The 14,139-nt window shown below is 32.8% G+C and carries 14 protein-coding genes; 1 reads left to right on the top strand and 13 read right to left on the bottom strand.

Annotated features, from left to right (window positions below; all coding sequences use genetic code 11):
* The first annotated feature begins 481 nt into the window (after nucleotides 1-481).
* The gene (locus tag ACLTBU_RS09900; RefSeq protein WP_412218734.1) at nucleotides 482-790 is read left to right on the top strand and encodes a helix-turn-helix domain-containing protein; all 309 of its coding nucleotides are present in this window, start codon (nucleotides 482-484) and stop codon (nucleotides 788-790) included.
* A 229-nt stretch (nucleotides 791-1,019) separates the two neighbouring features.
* Here the strand turns inward: ACLTBU_RS09900 and ACLTBU_RS09895 are convergent, their stop codons facing one another.
* The 13 genes from ACLTBU_RS09895 to ACLTBU_RS09835 form a co-directional block, all read right to left on the bottom strand.
* Nucleotides 1,020-1,208, bottom strand: a complete 189-nt coding sequence (locus ACLTBU_RS09895; RefSeq protein WP_412218733.1) for a hypothetical protein — start codon at nucleotides 1,206-1,208, stop codon at nucleotides 1,020-1,022.
* Between the two features lie 214 nt (nucleotides 1,209-1,422).
* Nucleotides 1,423-2,646, bottom strand: coding sequence for a tyrosine-type recombinase/integrase (locus ACLTBU_RS09890; RefSeq protein ID WP_412218731.1), 1,224 nt, complete (start codon nucleotides 2,644-2,646; stop codon nucleotides 1,423-1,425).
* Between the two features lie 73 nt (nucleotides 2,647-2,719).
* On the bottom strand, nucleotides 2,720-3,967 hold the full coding sequence (locus tag ACLTBU_RS09885; protein WP_412218729.1) for a tyrosine-type recombinase/integrase: 1,248 nt from the start codon (nucleotides 3,965-3,967) through the stop codon (nucleotides 2,720-2,722).
* 212 nt (nucleotides 3,968-4,179) lie between these two features.
* The gene (locus ACLTBU_RS09880) at nucleotides 4,180-4,764 is read right to left on the bottom strand and encodes a recombinase family protein (RefSeq protein WP_249331234.1); all 585 of its coding nucleotides are present in this window, start codon (nucleotides 4,762-4,764) and stop codon (nucleotides 4,180-4,182) included.
* Nucleotides 4,765-5,125: 361 nt separating this feature from the next.
* Nucleotides 5,126-6,016, bottom strand: a complete 891-nt coding sequence (locus ACLTBU_RS09875; protein ID WP_412218728.1) for a hypothetical protein — start codon at nucleotides 6,014-6,016, stop codon at nucleotides 5,126-5,128.
* Between the two features lie 137 nt (nucleotides 6,017-6,153).
* The gene (locus ACLTBU_RS09870; RefSeq protein WP_412218726.1) at nucleotides 6,154-6,795 is read right to left on the bottom strand and encodes a hypothetical protein; all 642 of its coding nucleotides are present in this window, start codon (nucleotides 6,793-6,795) and stop codon (nucleotides 6,154-6,156) included.
* Between the two features lie 296 nt (nucleotides 6,796-7,091).
* Nucleotides 7,092-7,463 carry a hypothetical protein gene (locus ACLTBU_RS09865; protein WP_249331231.1) on the bottom strand — a complete coding sequence of 124 codons (372 nt, stop codon included), beginning with the start codon at nucleotides 7,461-7,463 and terminating at the stop codon, nucleotides 7,092-7,094.
* 152 nt (nucleotides 7,464-7,615) lie between these two features.
* A complete protein-coding gene (locus ACLTBU_RS09860; RefSeq protein ID WP_249331230.1) occupies nucleotides 7,616-7,927 on the bottom strand; it encodes a hypothetical protein in 312 nt (103 codons plus the stop codon).
* Nucleotides 7,928-8,069: 142 nt separating this feature from the next.
* Nucleotides 8,070-8,723 carry a hypothetical protein gene (locus ACLTBU_RS09855; protein ID WP_249331229.1) on the bottom strand — a complete coding sequence of 218 codons (654 nt, stop codon included), beginning with the start codon at nucleotides 8,721-8,723 and terminating at the stop codon, nucleotides 8,070-8,072.
* 357 nt (nucleotides 8,724-9,080) lie between these two features.
* Entirely contained in the window at nucleotides 9,081-10,061 is a 981-nt protein-coding gene (locus ACLTBU_RS09850; protein ID WP_412218724.1) for a stalk domain-containing protein, read from the bottom strand.
* 1,335 nt (nucleotides 10,062-11,396) lie between these two features.
* Entirely contained in the window at nucleotides 11,397-12,263 is an 867-nt protein-coding gene (locus tag ACLTBU_RS09845; protein ID WP_412218723.1) for a DNA adenine methylase, read from the bottom strand.
* Complete coding sequence (locus ACLTBU_RS09840; RefSeq protein ID WP_412218722.1) at nucleotides 12,250-12,981, bottom strand: hypothetical protein; 732 nt, start codon at nucleotides 12,979-12,981, stop codon at nucleotides 12,250-12,252. Before ACLTBU_RS09840 ends, ACLTBU_RS09845 begins: the two co-directional genes overlap by 14 nt.
* Nucleotides 12,982-13,238: 257 nt before the next feature.
* Complete coding sequence (locus ACLTBU_RS09835; protein WP_177669183.1) at nucleotides 13,239-14,054, bottom strand: MerR family transcriptional regulator; 816 nt, start codon at nucleotides 14,052-14,054, stop codon at nucleotides 13,239-13,241.
* Nucleotides 14,055-14,139: the final 85 nt, after the last annotated feature.

Here is a 14,139-nt window from a genome sequence, read left to right as displayed (position 1 = left end):
AAATATATTCATTATAATCTAAATAATCTCAAACATGGTTAAATTTACCTAATTCTATTTTTTTACCCCATTTTAAAATTATGCACATTAAATATATGTTATTTTTATTGATTTTATCTATATATTTTTTAAAAAATATAATTTTTACACATTAATATATGTAATACTTTGTATATTTTATTTCAGCTTATCTATCTTCTTTAAATATTGAAAATGCCTCTCTACTAAGAAATACATCCTAAATAACCATATTTAATCCTAATTTAATTAACTATTTAACACTTTTTTACTTAACTATCAGCCATTTCCTACTGTCATTTAATTTAAGATTATGCATAGTTTTGCGAACACTTCATAAAACTATATTATTCTATATACGAATTTTTTTCAATATTTTAATTCCATTTTAGAAATGCATTTGTTTTACACATGCTCTTTTTTTACAATAAACTCAATAGATTTATTCCAAAATAGAATATAGGTGATAAAAATAGATACTGCCAAACGATTAAAACAACTCAGAACTGCAAAGGGATTAACTACCACTGAGCTTGCTAAAGCTTGTAACCTTTCTCAAGCTGTTATCAGTAAATTAGAAAATAATAATAGAATTGCTGATGTTCCAACTCTTTCTATTATTTGTGATGCTTTAGGTATTACTTTAAGTGAATTCTTTAATACTCCTAAAGATTTACCTCCACATCTTCAAGAACTCTTAGATATTTCTCAAAAGCTTTCTCCTGACCAAATCAAACTTCTTGGTGAGTTAATCAAATCCTTTACAAAGTAAAAAGCTCCTCTCATATCTCTATTCGAGTATAAGAAAGGAGCTTTGTTTACATTATTCTAGTTAGTTCTTAGAGCTAACTTCTATATTTTGTTTATTTCTTTTAACTATAAAAATTTAGTGTTTAATTCTATTGAAGTTGTGTTATAATATGGGTATAAAGAAAGCACCAGTGCTAGTAACACTGATGCTCCCTAAATGTTTTGTATTTGGGGCTATGAAAACTTACAATTTATTTATCTAAGTTAGAACTGTCATCTTGGTAGGGTGGACAGTTCTTTTCTTTTGCACTAATTTCTAATTCAAAGGATTTAAAACTACCTTTGAATTTTACTTTTTCAATAAAAGTATCTTTCTTAGGATAAACAACAATTGCTAATACAACTGCTATACCTAATATAAGCATTGGTACAAATTCCATCATAGCACCCCCTTCCTACTATGACATAGCATTTTTACTATTTCATAGCCCTCAGGAGGATAACATATAACCCCCACGCCACCCTTGCATGGTTATTTAACCTCTTTAGTATAACATAAATTTACCATTTTACATAATACTTTCAACAAGAATTCTTTTTTAAAAAAAGACACCTGTATTTATACAGATGCCTTTATATTTTTAGATTATTTTCTTATAAATCTCTATTTTCAAAGTATCCTTTCAACTTTTTAGTTGCTGAAACTAAGTCTCGCTCTTCAACTGATGTGTAAATCTTAAGTATAACATCTGTGGTATTATCACCCATCAAACGTTGAACTGTTGGAATATCAACACTTTCTTTTATAAGATTGGTACAGAATGTGTGCCTGAATGTATACAATTCATAACCTCTACCATGTAATCCTGCTTGTTGCATAGCCTTTCGAAACTTCACACTTAAGCCACTGCTCCCTATCATTCCACCTCTTGTAGATGGAAAGACATACTGACATTTTCTAGCCTTTTCGTACGCCCTATCAGATTTTACATATTCCTGCCACTCTCTAAGTATCTCAAGCACTTCAGAATTAACTGGAATTTTACGAACACTATAAGGTGTCTTAGTTGTTCCAATAACTGCTCTAATTGTCCCCCTACTTTCTAAAGTCATGCCTTCACGTTCCTGTGTGGCTGCTTGCCTAACATGTATTAGTCCTACTTCAAAGTCTATATCACGCCACTCAAGTGCTCGTAGTTCACCTGGTCTAAGTCCTGTATACTGTAAAACTTTAGCCATTGTATAAACACATTGACTATACTCTTTACAAGCTTTAAGAACTTGTTTTAATTCATCATCCTTGAAAGCTTTATATACTTGTTTATTAACTTCCCCTTCTTTAGTTGTCTTAGGTCGTTTCATATTAGACATTGGATTTTTCTCTATAAGCTCGCATTCCTTTGCAAGTTCTAGAACCCTTTTAAGAACGCCAAATGTCTTATTAATAGTTGCTTGTGCATAGTTCTTTTTGAAGTCGTTAAAAAACTGTGTAATAACACTAGTAGTTAGATTTTGAAGTGGTACTTCACCTAAGCCTCTTGCTATTTGTCTTGCTGTTTCAAAGTACCCCTCTATAGTATGAGGTTTCGCAGTACAAAGGGATAGAAAGTACTCAAAGAAATCTTTAAGTTGTGTTTGACTTGTTACAAAAGTGTCATTCCAATAGATACCATCAGATACTTTTTCAGCAGACTCATCTACTATGTAAGTTGTTTTATTTATTTTAGCAAGTTCTACTGCTAAAGCCTGCCTTGCTTCATTTTCGCTTTTAAAAGACTTGCTTTTACGATTACGTTTACCTTCTGATGTTTTACCTAAATCAATTTGATACAGCCATCTTTGACTCGCTTTAACATAGGTTACTGTACCTGTTACCATAGATTACATACCTCCAATATTTTTCTAATTGTTGGCATGTTAACGTAGATATTAATGTTTTACAAGGCTTTCTTTATAGACTTAACTTTGCTATCGCTTGGCTTTTATATGACACATCGGACTCAAGATAATACTTTAAAAGAACATCTGCTTTATGATGTCCCATCAATTCCTGTACTGTCTTAATATCAACCTTACAGTCTCTAATTAAATTATTAGCAAATGAATACCTCAGGCTATATAATTCATACCCTTTACCATGTAATCCATGTGCTTCCATGACAGTCCTAAAACGTCTACCAAGACCTGACTGCCCCAACATATTACCTCTTTTAGAAGGAAAAACAAGATGACTCCCTCTAGCTTTTGCATATTCTTTAGCCTGCTGTAAATAAATTTTCCATTCCTGTAATATAACTTCTAATTTTTCATTCATAGGTATCGCACGAACACCAGCTACTGACTTTGGACGACCTACAACTGGCTTCAGTACTCCACTACAATTCATAGTCATATTCTCACGCTCTTGTGAGGCCGCTTCATTTATATAAATAAACTTATTTTCAAAATCAACATCACTCCATTTAAGAGCACGCACTTCACCCGGTCTAACCCCTGTATAACTAATTAAATTTACTATTGTATACATATCCACTTTACTTTTGCAAGCCTCGATTATTGTTCTTACTTCATCAGGTGACAATGCTTTATTATTTATTAGACTATTTTTTTCTTTTGCCCCCATATGAGAGTTCGTTTTATTAACATGAAGTTTTAATTCTAATATATGATTTCCTACAATAAGTTTTCTTTTAATTGCAAATTTCAATGACAGCTTTAATACTCTATGAAGCTTTTCATAAGTTGAATATTTAAACTCCTTATAAAATTCATCATCCACTTGTTTTAATAATTCAAGAGTTAACTCACCTATAGGATATTTACCTATTTTTCTAATAATTGCTTTTCCTGTATCACGGTAACCTGCTTTAGTAGAACCTTTAACAGATAACATAGAAAGCCAATAGTCTATATATTCAACATAACACGTTTTCGCATTAATTATTTTATCATTATATAACGCTGATTCAAGCCCAACAACGTCTCCATTAATAGTTTGTTCCTTGCCTAGTGTGCCAAACACACGTCCTACCTCATCCAAGTGAATTCTTATACTGCTACCAATTCTACTTACATTTAACTCATCCTTTGCTATCATTGGGTGTATGTCATCAGGACTTACAAACAACTCAACTGCCAACTCCTCTACTGTAATAAACTCTCTACCATACTTTTCTCTTAACTTGCTTGCTAATGACATATTTAATGCCCTCCTTTTAAATTGTTTTATAAAAGGAATAAGCAATGTCTGTTTTAATATCAGTATTTTGCACGCATGTCCGTTCGTTAGAAAAAATTTATCAGTTACCCCAATATTAAGATGCTTAAAAGCACTAAAAAAGCACCTTACAGTCTGTACAAGCTATCTACTATGCTTGCTTTTAACCTTAGGTGCGAATTTTAATAACTTTTCTATTTATGTATTTCTTCAACTGACCTCGCATTAATTGCACGATATAGGGTGGAAGAACTTATCTGACAGACCTCACATATTTCTCTGACACAATGAAGTTTACTATCATACATGCGAAGTGCTCTCTTTAAATTTTCCTGATTCACTTTAGGTCTTCCACCAGTCATACCTCGAGCACGAGCGGCTGCTCGACCTTCGTCAGCACGTTCTCGCATAATGTTTCTTTCAAACTCAACCATACTAGATAGCATACCCAACATGAGCTTACCTGTGGGAGTGGAAAAGTCTATATTCTCTTTTAAGGATATAAATTTGATACCTTTAGCATCCCACTCCTCAACTAAAGCTAATAAATCTTTAGCAGAACGTGAGAGCCTAGACAAGGACTCAACAACTACAGTATCGCCCTCTCTTAGTTGTTGTTTTAGAGCTTCAAATGCAGGTCTATCTTTTTTAACCCCTGAAATTTTTTCCTGAAAGATATCACACTCAATAACACCGAACTGTTGAAGAGCATCGAGCTGTCTAGCAAGATTTTGGTCAGTAGAACTAACACGAGCATAACCAAACGTTTTAATTGCCATATAAATCACTTCTTTCTTTATATATGATGTTGCATAGTAAAAATCTTTTTAGGAAGTGGTTCCATATAACTAACAAGGTTTTGAAAGAGGTTTTAGGTAATACCTTTTGAGAGAGCTTTTGAAAGAACCCCTACTACAAATAGAGCATTTTCTATATCGCTAACAAGGAGTCTCCCAAAAGCACACTTTTGGTAAGCAGGAAGCCTTATAAAACCCACAGGCTGAAATTAAATACAGCCAGTGGGAGAACATAGGATTTTAGACAGCGTATACGCTTTTGTAAGGATTTAAACACCTACTTTATAAGGTTATACCCCTACAGTTTAGGATTTAGCGTAGCGCATTTTTGGAGCTACCTCTATTAAGGAAGAATTTGCACATTTTTAATGTGTAGCAAATTAATCGTTATAAACTCATTCCTAACATCGAGATTAGGAAGTGTAAGGTTAGCCTCACAATATGACCCCTCAACCTGTCGCCATATAGGTTGACACCTATTTACCTCAGATACTCCTAACCATTTACACAATGCATCGCCATTGAGTGTTGTCACAAACTTAATATCTCCACCTAAACTATCTAAACAACTAATACGAATTACTCTGCGTTTCAAAACCCCAAGTAACGCTTTTTTATAACCCCTAAGGACATATGCAGGATATATCGCATTATTTCTGCTATTACTATAAAAAATGCCTTTACCTAGATGATACCCATCAGCATCAGGTCGAAGTACTATCACTTTATGTTTGGACTCTGTTAATTCAGACAATTCAGTTCCATAGCGGTCATTGAAATAGCCTTTATTTAATTTAGCGATGTCCTTAGAATTAATAAAGGGTTTTAACCCCTCAATAATCGCTACCTGTTTAGTAACATAGTAGCTATCAAGTCCATTTTGTCCCTCAGTCTGTACATAGCACAGTGAGCTATAAAGTAAGTAATTTACTAGTAGATTATTAAGATGCAGATTATAAAAGTCATCCCCCAAGTTTAGACCAAAACCTTTTAATAGCTCCTGTTGAACCTGAGCTATCTGAATATCCATAGGTGTGTTTGCTAAACCTGATATTTGACTTAATGGCCTAGAACAATGACAACCTGATGGCCTTAGAAAATCAATCAAAAGCCCATTCTTATGAGCAATGTGGTACAAATTGAGATGAGCAGGAATATCCAGAACTTGTTCAACGGTTGTTCCCCTGTGTAACCAGCTGTATGCTCGTTTGACTTTTTCACTTATTGGAAACATCTATATCACTCCTAACTAATTATTTTTTACTACAAGTAATATAATTGAATGTCAGTTTTACAATGCGTCATTTATATTTATAGTGCTACCCCTATATAAATAAGAAAAGACAGCCCTAATGACTGTCTTAAAATAATCTACTCCTCTAGCAATTCAACCTTTAGAATATCTAGCACATTAATATGCTCATATGTTGGACATGGTTGGTTAAGGTTAGGAAGAATGACTTGTCCAATATCTCCATAACGATTAGAAAGTTGAACTATTTGCCTCCACTCACTTCCAGCAACCCCCTGCCCCCAAACATCTATATCAAGCCAGTTTAAGCTGGTATGTAAGCCTTGAATACCTGCAGGTGTTTTATAGTTGATAAGAGTTTTCCCCTCTTTTAATGCATTAAATAACTTATTAATTTTTTCTACTACTACATAAACAGGAGCAATCTGAATATCAAAATTGGAAATATCTACAGTGCTTACTGCTAATTCCAAAAAACCCTTAGCATTCGATTTAATGCAAAGTGCAACTTCACCACAAGCATCGCCTTCTGCTACACAGATATCATAATCTTTAAATAACTCTTCTAAATAGGAAGCATCGACTGCCCCTAAGCCTTTTACAAACTCAGCAAAAAGTTCCTTATTCTGAGTAGCGATATAAACAGTATCCTCCCAAGGTAACACTACCCTCACATAACAGATGTAATAAGCTAACATTTTCTCTCTGCTACTATAATTATTTAACTGTGCAAGAATTAAAGATTTATAGATTCTCGTCATTATTGAGACCTCCTCATTAAAGTTTTATAATTAATATAATGACCAGTCACATTGACAAGGAATAAATGCCTTTTAAAATGCTACTCCACCTAACTTTTTATGCTACACACAGGAAAGTTTATCACCCTAATTTCTACAACCACTAAAAGCCTTAACTCATTAAATTTTAACTAAGGTGAAAACTGCCTTTTTCAACATATCACCCTAAAAATGTTAGAAATGCTTTATAAAAGAAGTATTTTTTAATCTTTAATAAAAAGAATAGACCTTTTTATCAAAGGTTGGAAACTTAAGTGTTAAAATTCTTCAAACTCTCCAGCCCCTAATAGGATATTAGTAGCATACCTTATCACTCTATCAGCTCCAAAAATACACTGCTCAATATCTTCATACCTACTATGATGTTTTAACCATGCTTTACACATTTCTCTATCAACAAGAATAATTGTGTCATCAGTTATTGAGCCATACTCTTTAATAAGCCATCTCTTAGCAGGAGAATTAGAACGTCTCCCCCAAGTGATATGCAGATATAACATATTACTCCTGTTTTTGTATAAACACTCTGAAAAGAACTCCTCAGCGTCATCATCAAACTCATTGGAAACTTTTAAAATTAGCTTATCAAACTCAGTATCACAAAAAGTTCCCCATTTATAAGCTACCATAGTTTAATCACCCCACTTTCTTTTTTATTTACACCTTTATAGAGCATGTGCGTGAAATTATGCTATTTTTACAGTCCATATCTACTAAATAGATAGCCTGTCAGACGTAAAAAGGGTAACATCCCTAGGAATGCTACCCCTCACTTATTAGATTAAGCTTCTTCGATATAAGAACTGAAACGCTCCTCAATCACTTGCCACTTATTATGTTTCTCAAGCCACTTATATGCTTCCTCTTCTGTTAAAACTGTGATTGTTGAAGTTCCCCAACTAGTGTTTCCAGCTCTCTCCATATATTTAGTCATAACTCCACCAGCACCATAAAGGAAGTACGCTCCTTTTTTTGTTACATAAACTGCCTCTTCTAAAAATCTTGCATCGCTGTGTGAAAGACCGTTAGAGTATTCACCTAGTAGAATAGCTGTTTCTGTGTTGTAGATTTTACCTTCGATTATTTTTTTCATTTTTTATTTCCTCCTTAAGGACTGTTAATTTTTTTTATAGCATTTTACTTACCTGCTACACCTTTATACTTAATGTCTGTTTTCAAGTGTTAATTTTTTTGTATGTCAGTTTAGTAGAAAAAATTTTTTTAAATTGCTACCCCTATTCTAAAGAGAATAAGAAATTCTCTCTACTCATGTTACCTAATATGTATGCATGAAGTAGCCTTTTCTCATTCGAATACCTACTGTCGCTAGTTTCTAGGATATACCTGATTAAAATAAGTTTTTCTAAAGATAGGTTAGTGAACTCTTTCCTTATATAAGGAAGACTTACAGACTTTAAAAATTCCAATTCACCTATACAGCAACCTAAATCCATCTCTTTAGGAACACGCAAAGGAATTCTATTAGCAATGTCGCCAATTATTAAGTCATTAAGATTATAAATATTGCTACAAGCCTGAAAGTTAGATCGAGCAGACTCAAGGTCACCTGCTAAAAGCAGGTCAAGTGTGTCGACCCCTACTTTACTTTCGATACTTTTGGATAGATAGCTTATAGATGCCTTAATACTATTTACCGTAGTGTTAAACATGCTCGCTACACGAGCATAGTCAAAATGAGTTGTCATGATAGCATCTAATTTAGCCTTTGCAGGAGCTTGCTTCACACCCTCTGTTTTGATAAATTGAATAATCATTTTTAAGAGCTTCATCTTATCCTGTTCTAATTGCCACTCAGGTGACCCCTCGGTATAAAGTGACAGACATTCTTTAATTGTGAAGTGTGCCTCATATAATTTTCTAAGAAACATAAAATTTTAACCCCTCTCTTAAAAATTAGAATAAGCATACTAAAGTTATCCTAATTTTGATATTTATAAAGTAGAAAACTTTAAAATGTCTAGGTTTCACCCCTTAAAATTAAAAAATAAATACCCCCTCAAAAATAATAATCTGATGAAAACTTTTATTCTAACCTTCTACTTTTACTAATATAGATTGCTGTCAGTTATCTGAAAGAACTTATCTGTTTGATAATTTCTCCAGTCAGTTCAAACATAGAAAAAACTAAATGCCTTTAGAAAAAACTACTTTTACTCACTTATAAAAATTTAAATGCAAAAAAAGTACACTTCTCTCGAAGTGTACTTTTAATTTTACTATGTATTTTATTTAGCAAAAATAACGGTTTGAGTTGCGTCATCCCAACTCATTGTAGCGTCAAGCATTCTGCCTAACGCTCCTACTGGTACGTAAGTTCTACCATTCTTTTGTACAGTCTTAGCACCCATATCTGCTTTAGAGCCGTCACTGTAGATTGCATACTGACTATTTAATGGAAGTCTTACTGTTACACCATTTTTCTTTACAATGACTTCTTTTACTGCAGGATTCCATTCTACACTAGCGTTAAGTGCTTCACCTGCGTAACGTACAGGTATCATTGTTCTACCGTTAGACATGAAAGGTGCTTCTCCATTTTGCATTGATTTTGTGATTTGTTTGCCTTCTTTAGTTGTGATTGTATAGGTTGATTTGCCGATTGTGAACCTTACGTCTTCTTTATAAGTTTGGTTAGGTTGAGTTGGTTCGTTACCCCTATCACTTATAGGTTTTGCTTGGTCAAATTTTACACTACCACTTACATAGAATTTTGCATTATCTTTGTCTACAGTTACCTTCATACCTGCTTGACCTACAAGTTCTCCTCTATTATGTTCTTTACAAAGATTAATTGGTACTTCAATAATACCACCTTGTTTAGGGTTTGTTACTTTTCCTCTAAATACTGTGCCTAAATTATCGTCATCTTTTAATGTGGCACCGACTACCCCTTTTAGAACTCTTTCGTTACTATCATCACCTAAAGGATAACCTTCATCCATTGAAGTACATAGAGCACCTTGAGAAACAGTAATTTGTACATCTGCATATGGTGTCCAACCTTCTTCAAGTTTAATTTCTAAAAGGTAATCACCACTGTTATCTTCTTGTACATTTTCAGTTTTATAGAGCGTTACTTTTCCGATTTTTCCGTCTCCATCCTTATCCCCTGCTAAACCACTTGCAAATACTGGAGTTGCTACACTGAGTACACTTGAAGTAACGAGTAAGCCACATAACATTTTTCTTACGGATTTAGATTTCATTTGTATCGACCTCACTTATTTTTTATTATTTTTATTTAGTATATTCTTAATCTTTTGTTATGGTTTGATATTACCATGAATATAGCACAATTGTTAATACTCGAAGAAATATTTATATATATTACCCCCTAGTAAAACATAAACAACCAATTACTTAAATACCTAATATCAGAACTACTTTTATTCTTATTTGAATACATTCTTAAAGTCTCCCTCATTTAATCTTTTTTTAAAAGTTATATCAATTATAACGTAGATAAATTAGACATCGCAAGTTATTGTCTGATTTTTTTCATATTATCTGTATATTCCAATTACGTCAACCACTTTGTCTACATTGGTCAGATTGAGGAATTGCTTTCATCTATGTGAACCTCAATAGCAACTAGTTCAACTTTGTTTGAAGTTGCGTGAAATATTCCGTCACCTACTGTCTGTATCTACTATAATTTTTGTCCGTTCATGAGCTGTAAATTCTTAATTATTTTTTTAAATGTTATATACCTAACAAGTTTAACAAGACGTAAATGAAATCCTAAACGAGTTCATTCACCTAGTTTTAGCTTATTAGCAGAATTGAAAAGAATTTATGCAAATAATGGATTTGAAAAGTCTGTTATTATGAAGTTCTATTGTGATACTTTCATTAGATTTTTAATTGCATTAAAAAGAGCAAGGATGAAAGATTAGGAAAGTCAGAATGAAATGAAGGTTGATGAAATATAAAAAGCACTCCTCCAATGAGAAGTGCTCTGTCTTATTGAACAACTCGAACAGATAGGAACTGTTGAACAATGCCTTGTGTTGTAACCTATCCATTGTGCTGTGTTGAATATCACGTTTGAATGTCACTCACCACAAATGACTAAGTCACTTTTACAACCTCAGCAAACCTAACAACCCTTTTCCCCAACCCCCTTACCCCCATAAACGCCATCCTTATCACGGGTGAAAAATGCATTTTTTAAATTGTTGGTCTGTTTTCTCTAAATTACATTGCTATTTTTATAAAGAATAAAACATAACGAATAACTGATATGTCAGGTTATATTTTTTATATATTTGTGCGTTTTGCACATATACTCTTATTTTAAATGCTGTTATTTTTAGCATTTCGTAGTATTTATGTTAAACCAATAAATCACAGTCCTATCCTAAATACCTAATAACCTTAAGATTTAAGCTATTTCTTAAGCCTATACGCTATTCTCTTATGCTTTAACCCATTGTCTTACTCAATCTATCTGTTAACAGCTTATTTTATATGAATGACCTATTTCTGAAATAACTTATACGCTTTCTAAAAAAGTTATGGGTGCTATGGGTCTACGGGTCTTAATCATTTATACTTATTTTCTGCAGTATATATGGACTTACTTCAAAGTTAATCCATATATATTCACTCTCTTTTCGGTCACTCACCGAGCTTGCTATATGAACATCTTTTAATTTTATTTTGAGCCATCCTGCATCTTCTAATGCTCCATAAATTGGATTATCATAACCACTTAAAATAACTTTTGCCTTTGTTTCTAATAACCTATCCACTAATATTTTATGCTGTTCCACAGTCCATGAATGCTCTGCATAGGTCTTAGGATTCTTCATTGCTAATGGATTATAGGGTGGGTCAAGATAGATAAGCATATCTTTGTTGTTTTTATACTTTTCTAATAATATCATGCAATCTTGATTTTGTATCTCAATACCTTCTAATAAATAATGATATTCTTTTAGTTTTGATAGCTTATCGTAGTACCCCATATCATATTCACCACTTGGACTATAAGTCACCATATTGGATGCTCGACTTTGAGTAACTGCTATATAGGTGTAGGTCGCTCGCTCAATCAGATTTAAATGTTTCTGTACTTTATCTATTTTTAGTTCATTACGAGCCATTTCAAACACTTCACGACTATATCTATATTTTTCGAGCACACTCATCATTTCTGCCGTATAGAGCTTATTTTGAAGAACTTGAAAAATATTACAAATTCCAATATCAATCTCATTGTAGATGCGATGTTCAAAGAGATTGTTTGGAAGATTTAGAAGAACCCTTGCACCCCCACCACAAAGCTCTGCGTATGTTGTTATGCTATAGTCTACAGCACATTGTGTAATGAGGGGAACAATATTATCGATGAGCTGATATTTGCCACCCATTCGGGAGATTATGGAGATTTTAGAGGATTTCATCTGAACTCTTCCATTTTAAAACATAACCATCTTTACGTGACTTACCAGTCATGCCATCCTTTAAAACAAGGTCTTTGCATTGATAACGATTCTCTTTAACAGTCTTGTTCCTAAATAGGATATCTTGTCTTATCCATTCTTCAAAGATTGCGTTATGTTTCGACTTGCTCATCAAATCAAACTCTTCTTTTAATAGAGCTACTAGTGGAGCTTTGTGGATAACTATAGTTTGCGCCCCATATTTTTTTATATTAGCTTCATCATCAAAGATGACCCCTTGACTTTCACCATCTTCATACTTGTTACTAGAACGTGTCGGAAAAAACTCAGCGTTATCTTGCACATATTCCTTAACAACTTCGTATGCTCTATTTGCTTCAGCCTCAATATCTTCATTGAGCAGATACTTGCTAAGTGACCCCTCAAGTTCAACAACTTCAGTATCACAAACTCTTAGGTATTCGATATAATCGATAATTTTAGCATACATACCTTTATCGATAAATCCAAATTCTCTAAGCTTATGGATAATTTCAGCTTCTTTCGAATAAAGTTCATTTAATTTATAATATTTATATTTTTTTCCTCTTAGGTTACTTGTCAATTTTACAATATATATATCTTCACTAGTCACATAACCAACTTCAATATCCCAAAGCCCTTCTGTTGGATTTGTTGTCCAGTAAAACTTTTGACCTCTAATAATTACCGTATTCATTTAACTACCCCTTATGCAATACTTTATGTTATAATTATTATACTATAATTCAATCTAACTGCATAGTGTTGCCATGTTGCACATTTAAGCAAGTCACTCTCCTATTTAAAATCACCTTATTTTTCAAGGATTGTAGCACTTTTTTCAAATTTCTACACCCGTACATTGGTAGTGTAGAGGTCGCGGGTTCGATTCCCGCTAGCAGCTGTACAAAAACCAGTAAACTTATTAAAGATTACTGGTTTTTTCTTGTCTATTTATTGTTTTAATTGTACAGGAATTTGTATCTCTGTTACAAATTCTTCTTCTTTGCCTGTCTCATGGATATCTAATTTATAAATTTCTATTGGATTCCCTATAATCTGATAACCTTGCTCTTTAATATAAGTAAACATCTTCTCTAGATAAATCTTATTTTTTTTATACTGTCCTGTATAATGATAAGATACATAGTGTCCTTCAGGTAAGACAAAGTTAAATTGACACGCTTCATCAGGTAAGAGACAGAATACTGATTGAAACACATTATAACGCCCTCTCTTCACTTCTTCAAAATCAAAAATAGCTCCTATATTATGATTACCTAAAATATAAAAAGAAGCCTCATATTCTTTATGGAGTTTCTGAATAAGAAAATCTACCTGTTCATCTCTTGTAATATTAGCATTTAAAAGAAGTGCCTTACGTTCTTTAATCCATTTAACCTCAATCGTATCAAACTGAGTCTCTTTTACAACTTCTTCTATTTCTTTTAATCTACTATTAATATTTTGTTTGTGTGCTAAAAGTTCTGCTATTTTTTGATCTATTAAAGTCGCTTCCTCATTTAGAATAGCTTGAGTAGAGACTAAGTCCCTATCATCTAAATAATCTTTTATTTTCTTCATAGAGAAATCTAAACTTCGTAATTCTTTAATAAGGTTGAGCCTCCAAATATCACTTATGCTATAAAATCTATACCCATTTTCTCCCCTTACTGGATTTAGAATACCTAAATCTTCATAGTACATAAGCGAATCTTTCCCAATACCATAGATTTTAGAAATCTCCCCAATTTTATAGTATGCTTTCATGTTACACTTCTTTTCTTATTATTTTTTTACAATGTGCATTGACTCTAGTATTATGCCATAGTTTATACTTTTTTTAAAGGAGGTG

This window comes from Zhenhengia sp. (genome assembly GCF_046966505.1).
Taxonomy (GTDB): domain Bacteria; phylum Bacillota; class Clostridia; order Lachnospirales; family Cellulosilyticaceae; genus Zhenhengia; species Zhenhengia yiwuensis.
This window is presented reverse-complemented; position numbering and strand designations above follow the sequence as displayed.